14 protein-coding genes are annotated in these 17,804 nt (G+C 55.6%); 4 read left to right on the forward strand and 10 right to left on the reverse strand.

All coding sequences use genetic code 11. From position 1 onward, the window contains the following. Positions 1 to 7: 7 nt before the first annotated feature. Positions 8 to 1,576 carry an ABC transporter substrate-binding protein gene (locus tag ACX1CU_RS02785; RefSeq protein ID WP_459401123.1) on the reverse strand — a complete coding sequence of 523 codons (1,569 nt, stop codon included), beginning with the start codon at positions 1,574 to 1,576 and terminating at the stop codon, positions 8 to 10. Between the two features lie 227 nt (positions 1,577 to 1,803). Further along, positions 1,804 to 2,823 carry an ornithine carbamoyltransferase gene (argF, locus tag ACX1CU_RS02790; RefSeq protein WP_459401124.1) on the reverse strand — a complete coding sequence of 340 codons (1,020 nt, stop codon included), beginning with the start codon at positions 2,821 to 2,823 and terminating at the stop codon, positions 1,804 to 1,806. Between the two features lie 162 nt (positions 2,824 to 2,985). Between argF and rraB the strand changes: the two genes are divergently transcribed. Then, positions 2,986 to 3,414 (forward strand): ribonuclease E inhibitor RraB, encoded by a 429-nt coding sequence (rraB, locus tag ACX1CU_RS02795; protein ID WP_459401125.1) that lies wholly within the window; start codon positions 2,986 to 2,988, stop codon positions 3,412 to 3,414. Positions 3,415 to 3,461: 47 nt separating this feature from the next. Further along, positions 3,462 to 4,223 carry a tRNA isopentenyl-2-thiomethyl-A-37 hydroxylase MiaE gene (miaE, locus tag ACX1CU_RS02800; protein WP_459401126.1) on the forward strand — a complete coding sequence of 254 codons (762 nt, stop codon included), beginning with the start codon at positions 3,462 to 3,464 and terminating at the stop codon, positions 4,221 to 4,223. A gap of 236 nt (positions 4,224 to 4,459) precedes the next feature. Here the strand turns inward: miaE and ACX1CU_RS02805 are convergent, their stop codons facing one another. From ACX1CU_RS02805 to pepA, 6 genes are all read right to left on the reverse strand, one after another. After that, the gene (locus ACX1CU_RS02805) at positions 4,460 to 5,059 is read right to left on the reverse strand and encodes a TetR/AcrR family transcriptional regulator (protein ID WP_459401127.1); all 600 of its coding nucleotides are present in this window, start codon (positions 5,057 to 5,059) and stop codon (positions 4,460 to 4,462) included. Positions 5,060 to 5,232: 173 nt separating this feature from the next. Continuing rightward, on the reverse strand, positions 5,233 to 6,840 hold the full coding sequence (locus tag ACX1CU_RS02810) for a GMC family oxidoreductase (protein ID WP_459401128.1): 1,608 nt from the start codon (positions 6,838 to 6,840) through the stop codon (positions 5,233 to 5,235). Positions 6,841 to 7,184: 344 nt separating this feature from the next. Continuing rightward, positions 7,185 to 7,688, reverse strand: coding sequence for a GNAT family N-acetyltransferase (locus tag ACX1CU_RS02815; protein WP_459401129.1), 504 nt, complete (start codon positions 7,686 to 7,688; stop codon positions 7,185 to 7,187). Positions 7,689 to 7,868: 180 nt separating this feature from the next. Further along, on the reverse strand, positions 7,869 to 10,745 hold the full coding sequence (locus ACX1CU_RS02820) for a valine--tRNA ligase (RefSeq protein WP_459401130.1): 2,877 nt from the start codon (positions 10,743 to 10,745) through the stop codon (positions 7,869 to 7,871). A 13-nt stretch (positions 10,746 to 10,758) separates the two neighbouring features. Further along, positions 10,759 to 11,211: a DNA polymerase III subunit chi gene (locus ACX1CU_RS02825; protein WP_459401131.1), complete on the reverse strand. Its 453-nt coding sequence runs from the start codon at positions 11,209 to 11,211 to the stop codon at positions 10,759 to 10,761. Between the two features lie 187 nt (positions 11,212 to 11,398). Beyond that, positions 11,399 to 12,910 (reverse strand): leucyl aminopeptidase, encoded by a 1,512-nt coding sequence (pepA, locus tag ACX1CU_RS02830; protein WP_459401132.1) that lies wholly within the window; start codon positions 12,908 to 12,910, stop codon positions 11,399 to 11,401. 280 nt (positions 12,911 to 13,190) lie between these two features. Between pepA and lptF the strand changes: the two genes are divergently transcribed. Both lptF and lptG read left to right on the forward strand, forming a co-directional pair. After that, complete coding sequence (gene lptF, locus ACX1CU_RS02835; protein WP_459401133.1) at positions 13,191 to 14,285, forward strand: LPS export ABC transporter permease LptF; 1,095 nt, start codon at positions 13,191 to 13,193, stop codon at positions 14,283 to 14,285. Next, the gene (gene lptG / locus ACX1CU_RS02840) at positions 14,285 to 15,355 is read left to right on the forward strand and encodes an LPS export ABC transporter permease LptG (RefSeq protein WP_459401134.1); all 1,071 of its coding nucleotides are present in this window, start codon (positions 14,285 to 14,287) and stop codon (positions 15,353 to 15,355) included. Before lptF ends, lptG begins: the two co-directional genes overlap by 1 nt. A gap of 66 nt (positions 15,356 to 15,421) precedes the next feature. Here the strand turns inward: lptG and ACX1CU_RS02845 are convergent, their stop codons facing one another. Together ACX1CU_RS02845 and denD are read right to left on the reverse strand one after the other, a co-directional pair. Further along, positions 15,422 to 16,810, reverse strand: coding sequence for a GntP family permease (locus ACX1CU_RS02845; RefSeq protein ID WP_459402710.1), 1,389 nt, complete (start codon positions 16,808 to 16,810; stop codon positions 15,422 to 15,424). After that, positions 16,810 to 17,772 (reverse strand): D-erythronate dehydrogenase, encoded by a 963-nt coding sequence (denD, locus tag ACX1CU_RS02850; protein WP_459401135.1) that lies wholly within the window; start codon positions 17,770 to 17,772, stop codon positions 16,810 to 16,812. Before denD ends, ACX1CU_RS02845 begins: the two co-directional genes overlap by 1 nt. Between the last annotated feature and the right edge of the window lie 32 nt (positions 17,773 to 17,804).

Genomic DNA, 17,804 nt, shown 5'->3' on the forward strand with positions numbered 1-17,804 from the left:
ATCCTGATTATTTGCTGACGCGATCGTAGTAAACCATATCCGCATTCAGGCCCTGTTGATAGCCCTTCACGTTATCGCGCAGCACCACCTGCGTTTTGGCCTGATCGATAAACACATAAGGCGAACTGCGTTGCAGCTCCTGCTGCATGGCGGTATACAGCGCGCTGCGCTTGGCCGGATCGGCTTCTGCCACCGCCGCCAGCGTTTTCTGGTTCAGCTCTGGGATCTGCCAGCCGTTCAAGCCTGCCACCGTGCTGCTTTTGCCGTCGTTATAGGCAAAGGCGCTGGCGTTGGAGTGCGCGTCGAAGTAATCCGGGATCCACAGGCGGATCGCCGCCTGGTGCTGCTTGGCACGCACGCGCGCATACACCTGGCTGCCCGCCGCAGGCAATAGCTCAAGCTTTACGCCGCCCTGGGCAAAGCTGGCCTGCAACGACTGGGCAATGGTGATAAACGGCGGTTTGTTTTCCACGTCCAGCGTCAGGCTGGCGTTAGCGATCCCGGCTTTTTCCAGGATCGCCTTGGCTTTAGCGGGATCAAAACTGAACGGGTTATCTTCCAGCGCACCCGGCAAACCCACCGGCAGGAAGCTTTGGTGTACGAAGTATTGCCCTTTCAGCAGATCTTTCGTGATGCCCTGATAATCCACCAGATAGCGCGCGGCCTCCCAGAACGCCGGGTTATTCAGCAGCGGATTGGCCTGGTTGCCGCTATTGAACACCAGATAGTTTTGCTCGGCGGAAGGGATTTCCAGCACCTTCACGCCCTGCTGGTTTTTCAGCGCAGCGGTCTGGTCCGGGCCCAGTTCACGCGCCACGTCGGCATCGCCTTGCTGGATCAGCAGGCGGCGCGCGCTGGGGTCTGGCACGTTTTTGATGATGATGTTGCTGAGCAGCGGCTTATCGCCCGGTGAGCTTGGGTTGGCGTCCAGCACTATTGCCTGATGCGGCTGATAAACCCGCATCTTGAACGGGCCGCTACCGGCGGAGTGCATTTTCAGCCAGGCGTTGCCGAAGTCATCGCCTTTCACGTTTTGCTGCACCGCTTTGCTGTCGACGATCGAGGCGATCGGCGTTGAGAGAATATTCAGTGCTACCGCCGGGCTGACGTCCGCCGTCCAGCTCAGTTGCACGGTATGATCGTCGATCTTCTTCAACTGCGTAGCGATATTGTCCGGCTGCCAGCCGAGCACGTTAAGGATAAACGCCGGTGACTTATTCATTTTCACCGCGCGCTGATAAGAGAAAATCACGTCGTCGGCGGTTAGCGGGTTGCCAGAGGAGAACACCGCCTGCGGGCGCAGCTTCACCGTCAGGGTTTTGGCGGCGGCGTCATCCTGCCAGCTTTCTGCCAGCACCGGGATCACCTTGGCCGGGTTGTCGCGATCGGCCTGCACCAGCCGTTGATACAGGCTTGGCACGGTCTGGATGCTGGAAAGCTCGTTGGCTTCTGCCGGATCGAGGCTGACGATATCATCCAGCGATTGGACGACCACCAGCGTATTGGGCGGCGTGGCGGCGAATGCGGCTCCGGAAAGTGCGGCGAGAATAAACAGCGGTAAGGCTTTGGCTTTCATAGACGTTTCCCTTGAGTGTACTGGCAAACCAGAACGGAGAAGAGGTTGTTATCGTTGATTTTTTTACGGTATTTCCACCGCCAAAGTGCCACGGTAGAACGTTCGTAAAAAGCAGGCAAAGGCCAATCTGTTATTTGATATGACAAAAAAGACTATATGACGCGGGGGGAGGGTTTGCTAGATAAACCCCCTCGACCTGAAGGGGTTTGCGAGAGTGTTGCTCTGGGCTAGAGCGTTTTGCTCAATGTGGCGACCATCACCGCTTTAATGGTGTGCAGGCGGTTTTCCGCCTGATCGAACACCACGCTGTGCGCGGATTCGAATACCTCGTTAGTGACTTCCATACCGCCCAGCAGGCCATACTGCTCTGCCATCTGCTTACCCAAGGTGGTTTGATCGTCGTGGAACGCGGGCAGGCAGTGCAGGAATTTCACCTGCGGGTTGCCGGTCAGCTTAACCATCGCCATGTTCACTTGGTAAGGCTTCAACAGGGTAATACGTTCCTGCCACACCTCTTTCGGCTCGCCCATTGAGACCCAAACGTCGGTATACAGGAAATCAGCGCCTTTCACCCCTTCGGCGATCTCTTCCGTCAGCGTGATTTTACCGCCGGTCTGCTGCGCCAGCGCCTGACACTCTGCTACCAGTTCCGCCTGCGGCCAGCAGGCTTTTGGTGCCACCAGACGCAGATCCATCCCCACCAGTGCAGCAGCTTCCAACAGGGTATTGCCCATATTGTTACGTGCGTCACCGATGTAGGCGAACTTCACTTCGCTCAGCGGTTTGTTCGGCATGTGTTCACGCACGGTGAGCAGATCTGCCAGCAGTTGGGTGGGGTGGAACTCGTTGGTCAAGCCATTCCACACCGGTACACCGGCGTGGTTTGCCAGCGTTTCCACCAGGTGCTGGCCAAAACCGCGATACTGAATACCGTCGTACATGCGGCCCAGCACGCGGGCGGTGTCTTTCATCGATTCTTTATGGCCGATCTGGCTGCCGCTTGGGCCAAGATAGGTGACCTGTGCCCCCTGATCGAATGCGGCAACTTCGAAAGAGCATCGGGTACGGGTTGAGTCTTTTTCGAAGATGAGCGCGATGTTTTTGCCTTGCAGGTGGCGGGTTTCCTGGCCTTGCTTTTTGGCCTGTTTTAAATCAGCAGCCAGTTGCAGCAGAGACTGGATCTCGGCAGGAGTAAAATCCATTAACCTCAAAAAGTGACGACTGTAAAAGGGGTTTATCTGGCTCATCTTCGTATATCCCTAACGTTTTAATTGAATTAAAATTCACTTTATATGTATGAATATTCAATTTCAACCCCAAGAAAGAAATCTTTCACGTTTATCATGGCAGCTGTGACATTGGTGTGTGAAAATAGAAGTATTGAAAGCCATTTTATTGAGGATAGAGGCATGGCAAACCGCGAATTGCTGGAAGAACAACGTGAAGAAACCCGCCTGATCATCGAAGAACTGCTGGAAGACGGCAGCGATCCGGATGCGCTCTACACCATTGAGCACCATTTCTCTGCCGAAAAGTTTGAAGTGCTGGAGAAGGCCGCGGTTGAAGCCTTTAAGCTGGGCTACGAAGTGACCGATGCCGAAGAGTTGGAAGTAGAAGATGGCTCACTGGTGATGTGCTGTGACGTGATCAGCGAAGTGGCGCTGAATGCTGAGCTGATCGACAGCCAGGTGGAGCAACTGGTGGCGCTGGCAGAGAAATGCGGCGTTAACTACGACGGTTGGGGCACCTACTACGAAGATCCGAACGGTGAAGACGGTGAGGATGACGAAGAAGACGGCGAATTTATCGATGAAGACGACGACGGTAAGCGCCATTAATTAATCTAAAGGGCCGGGTTCCCGGCCCTTTTCCTGTGTAATCTCAAATGACATACCATTCTCTATTAACCCCAATTCTGAACTTCCTGCATTGTGAAACCCCAGATGGCTGGATTGATGCCGCGCGCCGTCCGGAAAACCTGCCACTGTTGCTGACCGACCATATGGTTTGCGAACTGAAAGCGGCGCAGACCGGCATGTGGCTGATCCGCCGTTATGTGGCGGACAAAGAGAGCGGCGATGCACTGCTGGCACTGCTGCGGCCCTATGAGGCCTTTGTGCATGAGGAGCAGGGCGTGCCGGAAGCTTTATTCCGCCAGAGCGCTTTCACCAAGAAGATCCTGCCAAAAAACGGCTCGGCCTACGGGCAGGATCTGGTGGATAAGATGGTGCTGCTGATTAAGGAAGAGCTGCATCATTTCTCGCAGGTGCTGGAGATCATGCAGGCGCGGCAGATCCGCTATAAAAAGATCACCGCCAGCCGCTATGCCAAAGGCATGATCCGCGAAGTGCGCACTCACGATCCGGCTACCTTGATCGACAAATTAATCTGCGGCGCTTATATCGAGGCCCGCTCCTGCGAGCGCTTCGCTAAGCTGGCGCCGTTTTTGGACGACGAACTTAACCGGTTCTACGTTTCATTGCTGCGTTCCGAGGCGCGCCATTATCAGGACTACCTGACGCTGGCGCAGCAGATCGCCGAGGGGGATATCAGCGAGCGTGTGGCACATTTTGGCCGCATTGAAGCCGAACTGATCCGGTCGCCGGATAATGAGTTCCGCTTTCATAGCGGTGTGCCGGTGGGGTGATGTTTTCCCTGTAGCTCAGGGAAACATGCCTGAGCCAGACAGCCCTCTGACCACGATCAGTTGGTGTTGGGGAAACATTTTCTTCTGCATCCTTCCTCGTTCATACCAAACACAAGTCGCCTGTTTATCATGCAGGCTGACGATCACCATATGGTGGCTATGTTGAGCCTGTCTGACTTGCATGCCTGGTTCTAACATGGTTCACCCTTTCGCTGTAACAGCATGAAATGGAGGTGTTATGCTCCATTCTTCACTGACATAATCATGAATTCATTGGCTTTTTTTAGTGACTCAAGCGTTGGGGTGACTTTCCCATAGACCCGCATACCTTCCAGCATCATAAAAATTCCACTGGCAATAGTTTCTGCCGCAATATCTTGTCTGAAGGTAGCGTCTGCCTGACCTTGGGTGATGATCTGCGTGATTGCCGCCTGAATCTGCGTGAACATGTAATCCACTTTCTGTTTTACTTCTTGGTCTCCGGGCAGTAACTCATTGGCAGCAGCAATAGTGAAACAGCCTCTTTCGCCATCTGGGCCGGTGGAGATCACGGCGCAATAGTCGAGCGTTTCACGCAGGGCATCCTGTGGCGGCAGTGTGGCGGCGCGTGTTCTGAGGCGCATCAGGCCTTCGTCCATGTATTGAGTAAGGGCTGCGAGGAAGATCGCTTTTTTATCAGGGTATAGTTTGTAAATGCTGGCACTAGCCAGACCCGATGCTTTCATGAGGTCGGCAATGGAGGTAGCTCGGTATCCGTTCTGCCAAAAGCAGTCTTTTGCCTGATTAAGAAAAGCTTGCGGATCGAACTCACGTGGGCGCCCAAGATTTTTGCTCATGATTTTCTCGTAAGAGGCAGCATAGTTGCCATCATTGTAGATTGATCAATCTACAAATCAAGGAGAAAAATTTAGCTGTGTTATTGCCTCGTTGAGCAGAGAAGTCAGACAAGTCGTTGTGAGAAAGCGGAAAGTCACGGCAGTAGCGACTTTCCGCCTAGAAAAGTGGCGAGTTAAGCTATTTCACCCAAAATCAAATCCACTGCCTTTTCCGCCAGCATAATGGTCGGAGCGTTGGTGTTGCCGCTGGTGACCTGCGGCATGACCGAGCAGTCCACCACCCGCAGGCGTTCAAAGCCGTGTACCCGTAGTTGCAGATCGGTCACCGAGTCTTCGCTGCTCTGGCCCATGCGGCAACTGCCTACCGGGTGATAGACCGTCTTGCAGAAGTTACGCACGAACTCCTCCAACTGCGCTTCGTCGTTGGTCCACTGTGGCTGCGGCATCAGCAGATCTTTAATCAGCGGTTTAAGGGCGGCGGTTTGCAAAAAGCGCAGGCCAAATTTAACAGCGCGAATGCTACCGGCCAGATCGTCCGGGTGGCCAAGGTAGTTGGCCTGTAGCTTGACCGGATCGCTTGGGTTGCGGCTGCGCAATTGCACTTGGCCGCGTGCTTTGGGCTGTAAATAGCCGACTTTCAGCGTCATGCCGTGGATCGCTGGCAGTGGTTCGCCGGGTACGTCGTCCCAACTGTCCAGCAGCGGCAGGAAGTGGATCTGCACGTCTGGCCGACCATCGCCGAGGCTGTCGGTAAAGGCGGCACCTTCAAGCACGTTGGAGCTCAGCACGCCGCTGCGGAACGCCAGCCACTCGGCACCGTGGCGCAGCGCCTGCAAACCGCGATCGGCACCGAACAAACTGACAGGCTCGCGCATGCTGACGTTGATCGACATATGCAGATGATCGTGGAAGTTCTTGCCCACCGGCAGATCTGCCAGGGGCGTAATGCCTAAGGATTCGAGATGTTGGCGGGGACCAATACCGGACAGCATCAGGATCTTCGGTGAACCGACTGCGCCAGCGCTGAGGATCACTTCTTTACTGGCTTGTGCGGTGATTTCACTGCCGCCGTTCTGGCTGTAAACCACACCGGTTGCCACGTTGCTTGCGAAAGTGACGCGGTGCACCAAGGCATTGAGCTTCACTACCAGCCGTGAGTTATCACGCACCGATTTCAGGTAGGTGCGTGCGGTGCTGGCGCGTTCGCCTTTGTGGGTGGTGGTCTGGTAGAAACCGACGCCGTGTTGGCTTTCGCCGTTGAAGTCGTTGCGGTAGGGCAGGTTCAGTTCCTGGCCAGCGCGGATAAACGCCATGCTGAGCGGGTGCCGATAGCGATTCTCACTGACCGGCAGCAGTCCGTCACTGCCGTGATAGCCATCGGACAGGCTTTCGTTGGCCTCGGCGCGTTTAAAATAGGGCAACACGTCCTGATAACCCCAGCCGGTGCAGCCGAATTTTTTGGCCCAATCGTCGTAATCCTGTTTTTGACCGCGAATATAAATCATGCCGTTCACCGAACTGCTGCCACCCAGCACCTTGCCCTGGGCGATCTGCATACGGCGGTTGTTGGCATGGGGTTCTGGCTCGGTTTCATACGGCCAGCTTTTTTTGGCGATGATCTTGGCTACCCCAGCGGGCATCTTGATAAACAGATTATTGTCGTCGCCACCGGCCTCCAGCAGCAGAACACGCGCCTGAGTACGGCGGATCAACTGTGCTGCCAGCACGCAGCCCGCTGAGCCTGCGCCGACAATGATGTAATCGAAGGTATTTTCCGACATAAGTGTTCCCTGTGCGTGATGGCTGGTTATTGCAGAGTAGCGCAGCAGGATTGGTGGTCAATTTGTGATCGTTAATTTATTAACGAATATCACAATAATTTTACATTATGGATTAAAGGCTCAGCTTATATGTTTGAAATATAAAAATGTGATGGTTTTTGTTGAGTGATGTTGATGTTAATAAATTTTCAATATGCAGATGCCAAGCCGATTCCCCTCACCCCGGCCCTCTCCCCGAGGGAGAGGGAGTTGGAACGGTGTTATCGTCAGGCGCAGGAGTAAGGCTGTGGCACGTTAAGTCCCCTATCCCTGTGGGAGAGGGTTAGGGTGAGGGGCTGCGAAGGTTACAGCGTTTTCAGCATGGTAACTTCGCAGTCGCCGTGGCCGGTGCAGCCCATAGCGTGATTGATATGCTCGAAACCGAGATGCTCATACAGGCCGATCGCCTGTTGCAGAGTGGCGGTGGTTTCTAAATAACAGCAGCGGAACCCTTGTTGGCGGGCAAACTCCAGCGCCTGTAGCGCCAGGCGTTTTGCCAGGCCTTTGCCGCGCAATTCCGGCAGGAAATACATTTTCTGTAATTCGCAAACGTCGGCTTCGCCGCCTTGCAGTGGCGCAATGCCGCCGCCGCCGGCAATCTGACCCTCTATCTCCACCACCCAGTAGGCGCTACGTGGCTGGCTGTAGATCTGGTATAACGCGTCCAGATTGGGGTCGGAAACGGTGTAGCCTTTATCCGCCGTCAAGCCGTGCTCGGCGGAGACTTCGCGAATGACGTGAGCAATAGCGGCATTATCTTCAGCCGTTATTGGGCGCACCAGAAGACGCACTGGGGTTGCTGTTGTCATGTTTATACTCGCCATTGAGAGAAACCCTGGAAGGTTACGGAATTTTGTTGTTATTACGGAATGGGCCGCATTAATACTTTGTAATACCATTTAAGGCTGACCCTTGGCAATGGTGATAAAAAAACAGCGGGGAAAATACCCGCTGTTTTTGATCGGTTTGCTTGGCTATGCAGGCGGCAGTTACAGCGCGGCGATGGTCGCCTGCTGTTCTTGCAGCTTCACTTTGCCTTCCTGGCAGGCGGCCAAGCGTTCGCGCTCTTTGGCGACGACCGCTTCCGGCGCACGGGCGACAAAGCCTTCATTCGACAGCTTGCCTTCAATAGAAGCGATTTCTGCGTCCAGCTTGCCCATCTCTTTCGTCAGGCGCGCGATCTCTGCGTCTTTATCGATAAAGCCGGCCATCGGGATCAGCAGTTCCGCACCTTCCACCAGTTTGGTGACCGATACCGGGCCTTTATCGCCAGCAGGCAGCAGGGTGATGGATTCCAAACGCGCCAGCTTTTCGATAAAGCTCTGGTTTTCCTGCACCCGACGCTGAGCATCGCCGCTGGCGTTACGCAGCAGTACTTCCAGCATTTTGCTTGGCGCGATGTTCATCTCGGCACGGATGTTACGCACCGCGGTGATCGCTTGCTTGATCCACTCCAGATCGTTCAGCGCCTGCTGGTCTTCCAGCGCGGCGTCGTAGGCCGGGAAGGGTTGCAGCATGATGGTGTCTGCGGTTTCGCCGGTCAGAGTCTTCACACGCTGCCAGATGGTTTCGGTGATAAACGGAATGATTGGGTGCGCCAGACGCAGCAAGGCTTCCAGCACGGTGATCAGCGTATGGCGCGTGCCGCGCTGTTCCGCTTCGCTGCCGTTGCTGACGATCGGCTTGGCCAGTTCCAGATACCAGTCGCAGAACTGGTTCCAGGTGAATTCATACAGGATGCCCGCGGCGATATCGAAACGATAGGTATCCAGCGCTTCGCGGTAGGCTTTCACCGTACGGTTGAATTCTGCCAGGATCCAGCGATCGGCCAGCGAAAGTTGCATCTCACCGCCGTTGAAGCCACAGTCGTGCTCTTCGGTGTTCATCAGCACAAAGCGGCTGGCGTTCCACAGCTTGTTACAGAAGTTGCGGTAGCCTTCCAGGCGCTTCATATCCCAGTTGATATCGCGGCCGGTGGAAGCCAATGCTGCCAGGGTGAAGCGCAGGGCGTCGGTGCCGTGCGGCTCAATGCCGTTCGGGAACTGCTTCTCGGTGCGCTTGCGGATTTTCTCTGCCAACTGCGGCTGCATCATGTTGCCGGTGCGTTTTTCCAGCAGATCTTCCAGCGAGATGCCGTCTACCATATCCAGCGGGTCGATCACGTTGCCTTTTGACTTGGACATCTTCTGCCCTTCGTCGTCGCGGATCAGGCCGGTCATGTACACGGTCTTGAACGGCACCTGCGGCTTGCCGTCTTCATCTTTGATGAAGTGCATGGTCAGCATGATCATGCGGGCAATCCAGAAGAAGATGATGTCGAAGCCGCTGACCATCACGCTGGTGGGGTGGAAGGTTTTCAGCGCGGCGGTCTGCTCTGGCCAACCCAGGGTAGAGAAGGTCCACAGGCCGGAGGAGAACCAGGTATCCAGCACGTCTTCATCCTGGTTCAGCGCGATGTCCGCACCCAGGTTGTTTTCGCTGCGCACTTCTTCTTCGGTGCGGCCCACGTACACGTTGCCATTAGCATCGTACCAGGCCGGAATACGGTGGCCCCACCACAGTTGGCGCGAGATACACCAGTCCTGAATGTCGCGCATCCAGCTGAAGTACATGTTTTCGTACTGCTTAGGTACGAACTGGATTTCACCCTGTTCAACCGCTTCTACCGCCACGTTGGCCAGCGGTGCGGTGCGCACGTACCATTGGTCGGTGAGCATCGGTTCGATCACCACGCCGCCACGGTCGCCGTAAGGCACGGTCAGATCGTGCGGTTTGATTTCGTCCAGCAGGCCGAGCTCGTCAAAGGCGGCTACCACGGCTTTACGCGCGGCGAAACGCTCCAGGCCACGGAACTGTGCTGGAATTTCGCTGCTGTAGGCCGTGCTGGCTTCGCCCAGGGTATCGAACACTTCCGCTTCCTGGCGGATATCGCCGTCGAAAGTCAGAATGTTGATCATCGGCAGGCCGTGGCGCTTACCCACTTCATAGTCGTTGAAATCGTGCGCCGGGGTGATCTTCACGCAGCCGGTGCCTTTTTCCATATCGGCATGTTCGTCACCCAAAATACGGATGCGGCGGTTCACCAATGGCAGAATGAGCTCTTTGCCAATCAGGTCTTTGTAACGCGGATCTTCCGGGTTGACCGCCACGCCGGTATCACCCAGCACGGTTTCCGGACGGGTGGTAGCAACCACCAGATAATCTTTACCTTCGGCGGTGGTTGCGCCGTCGGCCAGCGGGTAACGCAGGTGCCACATGGAACCTTTGGATTCGCGGTTTTCCACTTCCAGATCGGAAATGGCGGTGCGCAGCTTCGGATCCCAGTTCACCAGGCGTTTGCCACGGTAGATCAGGTCTTCTTTGTACAGGCGGACAAACACCTCTTTCACCGCGTTGGACAGGCCATCGTCCATGGTGAAGCGTTCGCGCTCCCAATCCACCGAGTTGCCGAGGCGGCGCATCTGGCGGGTGATGGTACCGCCGGACTCAGCCTTCCACTGCCAGATCTTGTCGATAAAGGCATCGCGGCCATAATCGTGGCGAGTTTTGCCTTCTTCTGCGGCGATCTTGCGCTCAACCACCATCTGGGTGGCGATCCCTGCATGGTCGGTACCGGCCTGCCACAGGGTATTTTTACCCTGCATACGCTGGTAGCGGATCATGGTGTCCATAATGGTCTGCTGGAACGCGTGGCCCATATGCAGGCTGCCGGTGACGTTCGGCGGCGGGATCATGATGCAGAAACTTTCCTGGCTAGTATCGCCATTCGGTTTGAAATAACCCTGACTTTCCCAGTGGTCGTAAAGCTTCTGTTCGATCTGTGTTGGGTCGTAGGCGGTATCGAGATGACTGTTTGTCTTTTCCATTGTGCTTCGTTGTTCAGTAAGTTGGCGGCGTGGCCGTGGTCAAATGGAAGCCGACGCTGCGATAGGCTTTGTAACGTTCGCGCGCCAACTGTTTCAAGGTGTCTTCGTAAGGAACGAAGTCTACCACTTCATGGAAAGCAGTAGCAAAATCTGCAAACTGCGGCAGCAGGGCGATCAGCAGATCGCGCGGGGCATTGCCGCGTTTACCGGGCCAGCACAGTTCGACCGGGGCGCCGTAGTTCGGCCCTTCGCCCGCGAGGTTGTGCGGCACAAATTGGTGCGGCTCGCGCTGCCACAGCGCTTCGTCCAGCCGCTGGGCCTGCTCTTGGCTTTCACAGGCGATCAGCACCCGCTTGCCTGTGCGCCAACGTTCAGCAGCAACGGCGCAGGCCACCGCCTCGTGTGCGCTGAGCGCGCCAGCGGGGTCTGGGTGTTCGAGGAGGTAGAACGTTGCCTGTTTGCTCATTGATTCGTTGCCGCTAAGAAAAAGTAGGGGCGCAACCAGTGCGCCCGTATTGCATGATTATATACCCAATAGATTTCAAGTTGCAGCTAGGCGGCCAGTTCGTGAAACCCCAGGAGCTGACTTGAGTCAGTGACTGGGGTGAACGAGCGCAGCCAACAACGCTGCAGCTTGAAAGATGAAGGGTATATTAATCGTCGCCGTTCAGACCTGCCCGATTAAGCAAGAACTGCGCCAGCAGCGCCACCGGGCGACCGGTAGCCCCTTTGTTTTTGCCGGAGCGCCATGCGGTGCCAGCAATATCCAGGTGTGCCCAGCTGTATTTGCGGGTAAAGCGCGACAGGAAGCACCCTGCGGTGATCGCCCCGCCAGGACGGCCGCCGATGTTTGCCATATCGGCAAAGTTGGAATCCAGTTGCTCGTAGTACTCGTCTGCCAGCGGCAGGCGCCACGCGCGGTCACCAGATTGCTCGGAAGCGCCGATCAGTTCGTGTGCCAGCGGATTATGGTTCGACATCAAACCGGTGAGGTGATGGCCGAGTGCGATCACGCAGGCCCCGGTCAGGGTGGCGATATCAATCACCAGTTCCGGTTCGAAACGCTCCACGTAGGTGAGGGTGTCGCACAGCACCAGGCGGCCTTCGGCGTCGGTGTTCAGCACTTCAACCGTTTGGCCGGACATGGTGGTCAGCACGTCACCTGGGCGATAAGCGCGCCCGCCCGGCATGTTTTCACAGCCTGCCAGCACGCCGATCACGTTCAGCGGCAGATTAAGCTCTGCTACCACGCGCATCACGCCATACACCGTGGCGGCACCGCACATGTCGTACTTCATCTCGTCCATGCCGTCGGCCGGTTTGATCGAGATACCGCCGGAGTCAAAGGTCAGACCTTTGCCCACCAGCACGATCGGCTTAGCGTCGGGATTGGGATTACCTTTATATTCCATCACGGACATCAATGATTCGTTTTGCGAACCGGCACCGACTGCCAGATAGGCGTTCATCCCCAGCTCTTTCATCTGCTGTTCGCCGATGACGCGGGTGGTGATGTGGGTGCTGAACGCATCCGCCAACTGACGCGCCTGCGATGCCAGATACCCGGCGTTACAGATATTCGGTGGCATATTGCCGAGATCTTTGGCAGCTTTGATGCCGGAAGCGACAGCCAGGCCGTGCTGGATGGCACGTTCGCCGCTGGTGAGTTCGCGGCGCGTTGGCACGTTGAACACCATTTTACGCAGCGGGCGGCGTGGCTCCACTTTGTTGCTTTTTAGCTGATCGAAGGTGTAGAGCGTTTCTTTGGCAGTTTCTACCGCCTGGCGCACCTTCCAGTAGGTGTTACGGCCTTTGACGTGCAGTTCGGTAAGGAAGCAGACGGCCTCCATGGAACCGGTGTCGTTAAGGGTATTGATGGTTTTCTGAATCACCTGTTTGTATTGGCGCTCATCGAGCTCGCGCTCTTTGCCACAGCCGATTAACAGGATGCGTTCGGAGAGAATGTTCGGCACATGGTGCAGCAGTAACGTCTGCCCGACTTTGCCTTCCAGTTCGCCACGGCGCAGCAATGCGCTGATATAACCATCACTGATTTTGTCGAGTTGTTCTGCGATAGGTGACAGGCGGCGCGGTTCGAAAACGCCGACGACAATACAGGCGCTACGCTGTTTTTCCGGGCTACCGCTTTTTACACTGAACTCCATGCACTCTCCTGAATCTTAAAGACAACGGCGGTAGCTACGGCTAGAATGACTGACTTCGTAACGTGCTGCCGTCATTGAGTTAACTGAGTATGTTAACCTGAACTGCGTAAATGTTCTGTTTTGGCGACTATAGGATAGTACCTATAAGGCACCCAAACGGCTTGATGTTCTAATACTATTTTAGCTGTGAAGGTTGCCACATGATGACAAAAAATGGCGGATTAGCGATGAAACTAGCGATTTTCCTGCAAAAAGACAAGTTTTCACAGGCGTAATAAGCGTGATCATCATTAGATATCTGGTACGGGAAACGCTGAAGAGCCAAATTGCCATCCTGTTTATCCTGCTCCTGATCTTTTTTTGTCAGAACCTGGTCAGGGTGTTAGGCGATGCGGTCAACGGTAATATCCCAACAAACTTAGTATTATCCCTGCTTGCATTGGGTGTGCCAAAGATGGCGCAGCTGATCCTGCCCTTAAGCCTGTTTCTTGGCATTTTGATGACGCTTGGGCGGTTGTATACCGAAAGCGAAATCACCGTTATGCATGCTTGCGGCTTGGGTAAACGGACCCTGATTATTGCCGCCATGACGTTGGCGCTCTTCACTTCCGCTTTTGCTGCGGTGAACGTGTTCTGGTTGGGGCCATGGGCTTCCAGTAATCAGGATGCAGTGATTGCGGAAGCCAAAGCCAACCCGAGCATTGCCGGGCTGGCAGAAGGCCAGTTCCGCCCGTCACAGGATGGCAATGCCGTGCTGTTTGTCGGCGACGTAAAAGGGAACGCCTTCAATGATGTGTTCCTGGCGCAGCTGCGCCCAAGCGGTAATCAGCGGCCTTCGGTGGTGGTGGCGGAGCACGGCGTGATTAACCAGAACCGCGATGGTTCGCAGGTGGTGACGTTGGATAAAGGCACCCGCTTTGAGGGCACTGCGCTGCTGCGTGATTTCCGCATCACGGATTTCAATGATTACAAAGCGGTGATCGGCCACCGCCCGGTGACGCTGGATAACACCCAGACTGAGCAGTTGTCGATGCGTATGCTGTGGGAATCTGACGATCCGGATGCCACCGCCGAGTTCCACTGGCGCCTGACGCTGGTGGTTTCTGTGATACTGATGGCGCTGCTGGTGGTGCCACTGAGCGTGGTGAATCCGCGCCAGGGCCGCGTGCTGAGCATGCTGCCAGCCATCTTGCTGTATCTTATCTTCTTCCTGGTGCAGACATCGCTGCGTTCCAACGGCGGTAAAGGCAAACTCGACCCGATGCTGTGGATGTGGGTGGTGAACGTGGCCTACCTGGCGATTGCGCTGGTACTTAACCTGTGGGACACCGTACCGATGCGCAGACTGCGTGAACGCTTCAAAGGAGCGGCCTGATGTTTGGTGTATTAGACCGTTATATCGGTAAAACGATTTTCAACACCATCATGATGACGCTGTTTATGCTGGTATCGCTTTCCGGCATCATCAAGTTCGTTGAGCAGTTGCGTAAAGTGGGCCAGGGTGACTACACGGCGCTAGGGGCGGGGGTATTTACTCTGCTCAGCGTACCGACAGATATTGAGCTCTTTTTCCCGATGGCGGCGTTGTTGGGGGCCTTGCTTGGCTTGGGGACGCTGGCTACGCGCAGTGAACTGGTGGTCATGCAGGCGGCCGGTTTTACCCGCTTGCAGATCGCCGGTTCGGTGATGAAAACGGCGATCCCGCTGGTGTTGCTGACTATGGCAATTGGCGAGTGGGTTGCACCGCAAGGTGAGCAGATGGCGCGTAACTACCGTGCGCAGCAGATGTACGGCGGTTCTCTGCTTTCCACCAAAAGCGGCTTATGGGCAAAAGACGGCAATGATTTCATCTACATTGAACGGGTGTCCGGTGAGACTGAGCTGTCTGGGGTGAATATCTATCACTTTAACGACCAGCGCAGGTTGGAGAAAGTACGCTATGCCGCCAGCGCCAACTTCGAAGATGGCGAGTGGAAACTGTCGCAGGTGGATACTTCTGATCTGACCAACGCGAAACAGGTGACGGGTACCCAGACGCTGACCGGTATTTGGAAAACCAACCTGACGCCGGACAAGCTGGGCGTGGTGGCGTTAGATCCTGAATCACTCTCTATCAGCGGGCTGCACAATTATGTGAAGTACCTGAAGCAGAGCGGGCAGGAAGCCAACCGTTATCAGTTGAACATGTGGAGCAAAATTTTCTCGCCGCTCTCCGTGGCGGTGATGATGCTGATGGCGCTATCGTTTATCTTCGGCCCGCTGCGCAGCGTTCCTATGGGGATCCGCGTTGTGACCGGTATCAGCTTCGGTTTCCTGTTCTATGTGCTGGATCAGATTTTCGGCCCGCTGAGCCTGGTTTACAGTATGCCGCCGGTATTGGGCGCGCTGTTGCCGAGCCTGCTGTTCCTGCTGCTTAGCCTGTATATGTTGCTGAAACGCAGATAGCGTTATTCATATTGCTTTAATAATGCCAGTCAGTTAAACCCACTGACTGGCATTGTTTATCAGAAATTACAGTAGCCAATCCAGTATCAGGATACCGCACAGGCTGATCGCCCAGGCGATAGTGGTGGGCACCGACCAGACCATCATCTGTAGCTTAACGTCCTTGATCCCCATCATGCGGTTTACTACCCAGAACATGCTGTCGTTAAAATAGCTGAAGAACAGCGCGCCCATGGTGGCAGCCTGAGCGGCGGCAAGCATGTTGACGCCGGGTAACTGGCTGACGATTGGGGCAGAGATCGATGCGGCGGTAATCATGGCCACCGTACCTGAACCTTGTATCAGCCTGACCAGCGTCGCAATGAAAAAGGGGATTAGCACTGGCGTCAGCGGCAGGTTGGCGACGTGCTGGGCCAGCAAGGTGCCGGTACCACTTTCACGTAGCACCGCTCCTAACGCGCCGCCTGCACCGGTGACCAGCAGGATAATCCCTGCGGTCTGCAAACCTTCTTCCAGCCGTTCCAGCGTTTCGTGCTTATCGACGTTGGGCATCAGGGTGTAGACCGCCAGCAACACGCTGATCGCCAAAGCAATAATCGGCGAACCCAGAAAGGCGAACGCCTGCCCCCAGAGGCTTTCGCCCAGCCATACCATGCCTTCGGCCTTTGCCAGCATATTGTTCACCGCGTTGATAAAGATCAGCACGATGGGGGCCACGATTGGCAGCAGTGATAACGTCAGGCTAGGCAGTGCCTTAGCTTCTTTTTCAGCCATATAGCGCTGGTGGGCAGCGTGCAAATCCTCGGGTTCTTCATCCCGATTTTCCGGCTCAAAATCCGGGTAACGGGTGCCAAGCCAGCGCGCATAGATAACCACACCGATCACGCAAGGAATAGCCAACACCAGGCCCGCCATCATCATGGCACCAATATCAACGCCGAAGATCGCTGCCACACCTAATGGGCCCGGTGTGGGTGGCACGGCATGGTGGGTGAGGATCAGCCCGCCAGCCAAGGAAACCCCGAGCGTTAACAGATTGCGTTTGCCTTTTTTGGCCAGCGCCTTCACCAGTGGATAAAGAATGACGAAGGCCGAATCGACGAAAATCGGGATACTGACAATATAACCGGTGATCGCCAATGCCCACTCTTCACGCTTTTTGCCCAGCCATTTGATAAAGCTGTAGGCGATCTGTTCCGCTGCGCCAGAGACTTCCAGCACGCGGCCCATCATCACGCCCAAGCCGATCACAATCCCGATGCTGCCAAGCGTGCTGCCGAACCCTTTGCTGATGGTATCTACCGTTTGTACTGCCGTCAGCCCGCCAGAAATACCGGCGATCGAGGCCGCCGCCAGCATGGCAATCAGTGCGTGCACCCGGGTACGCAGCACCAGAAAAACCAGCACGAATACGGCCACTGCCAGGCCGATGATAGGGGTATAAAGCGCCATAATCAGCCCCCTGCCTGTAGCATTTCATCGCGCATAAAGGCACGGATGATCTGCTGGAAGTCTTCATCGACAGAGAACCCTAACGCCAGCGCACGCTGAACGTCGAAGTTACCCGGCCAACTGGCGACGATCCGGTTGATGGCTTCGTCCGGTGCAAAGCTGACCCGTTCACGAGCCTGTTCACCGGCAACCGCACCCAGTGCGTGCAACATCTGTTGGACTGTGACGCTGATGCCGGGCAGGTTGACGGTACGAGAGGTACCGAACTGCGCGGCAGAAAGCCGAGCGGCATGAATAAAGTTACGCATTACGGTACCAGGGCTGGATAACCACAAAGCGAGATCGGGGGAAACCGGGCAAACCGAAGATTCGCCATGCAGCGGTTCACGGATGATGCCGCTGGCAAACGAAGAGGCCGCTTTATTTGGCTTGCCGGGCCGCACGCTAATGGTGGGCAAGCGCAATACTCGCCCATCGACAAATCCCTTGCGGGCATAGTCGTTGATCAGCAGTTCGCACAGGGCTTTTTGCGTGCCATAGGATGACTGCGGCAGCACGGCACAATTATCGGTGACGATGGACGGGAGTGTGCCGCCAAACACCGCCAGCGAACTGGTGAAGATCAGTTTCATGGCCGGGGCATTATGCCGTGCGGCTTCTAGTAGCTGGCGGGTGGCGTCGAAGTTGACCTGCATGCCGAGATCGAAATCGCTTTCCGCATGGCTGCTGACGATGGCAGCCAAGTGGAACAGCACGCTGCAGTGCTTATCGATCAACTGGTTAGCAGCACCGGGCTGGGTGAGATCGAGCGCCAGGCAGCGTACGCGCGGGTCTTCCACAGGGGCGGAAGGCTGCTGAATATCCGCCAGAATCAATTCACTGAAGGGCAGCTCATTCTCCCGCAATAATGCGGTTGCTAAACGCTGCCCCAAAAAACCTGCTCCACCGGTAATGATGACTTTCATGGTTATTTTCCTTTCCCTATAGGGGAGATTGT

Source organism: Serratia sp. D1N4 (genome assembly GCF_054552755.1).

Bases quoted from the DNA above. Each gene is read 5' to 3' on its own strand.
- ACX1CU_RS02785 (WP_459401123.1), bottom strand. From the start codon at position 1,576: ATGAAAGCCAAAGCCTTACCGCTGTTTATTCTCGCCGCACTTTCCGGA.
- argF (WP_459401124.1), bottom strand. From the start codon at position 2,823: ATGAGCCAGATAAACCCCTTTTACAGTCGTCACTTTTTGAGGTTAATG.
- rraB (WP_459401125.1), top strand. From the start codon at position 2,986: ATGGCAAACCGCGAATTGCTGGAAGAACAACGTGAAGAAACCCGCCTG.
- miaE (WP_459401126.1), top strand. From the start codon at position 3,462: ATGACATACCATTCTCTATTAACCCCAATTCTGAACTTCCTGCATTGT.
- ACX1CU_RS02805 (WP_459401127.1), bottom strand. From the start codon at position 5,059: ATGAGCAAAAATCTTGGGCGCCCACGTGAGTTCGATCCGCAAGCTTTT.
- ACX1CU_RS02810 (WP_459401128.1), bottom strand. From the start codon at position 6,840: ATGTCGGAAAATACCTTCGATTACATCATTGTCGGCGCAGGCTCAGCG.
- ACX1CU_RS02815 (WP_459401129.1), bottom strand. From the start codon at position 7,688: ATGACAACAGCAACCCCAGTGCGTCTTCTGGTGCGCCCAATAACGGCT.
- ACX1CU_RS02820 (WP_459401130.1), bottom strand. From the start codon at position 10,745: ATGGAAAAGACAAACAGTCATCTCGATACCGCCTACGACCCAACACAG.
- ACX1CU_RS02825 (WP_459401131.1), bottom strand. From the start codon at position 11,211: ATGAGCAAACAGGCAACGTTCTACCTCCTCGAACACCCAGACCCCGCT.
- pepA (WP_459401132.1), bottom strand. From the start codon at position 12,910: ATGGAGTTCAGTGTAAAAAGCGGTAGCCCGGAAAAACAGCGTAGCGCC.
- lptG (WP_459401134.1), top strand. From the start codon at position 14,285: ATGTTTGGTGTATTAGACCGTTATATCGGTAAAACGATTTTCAACACC.
- denD (WP_459401135.1), bottom strand. From the start codon at position 17,772: ATGAAAGTCATCATTACCGGTGGAGCAGGTTTTTTGGGGCAGCGTTTA.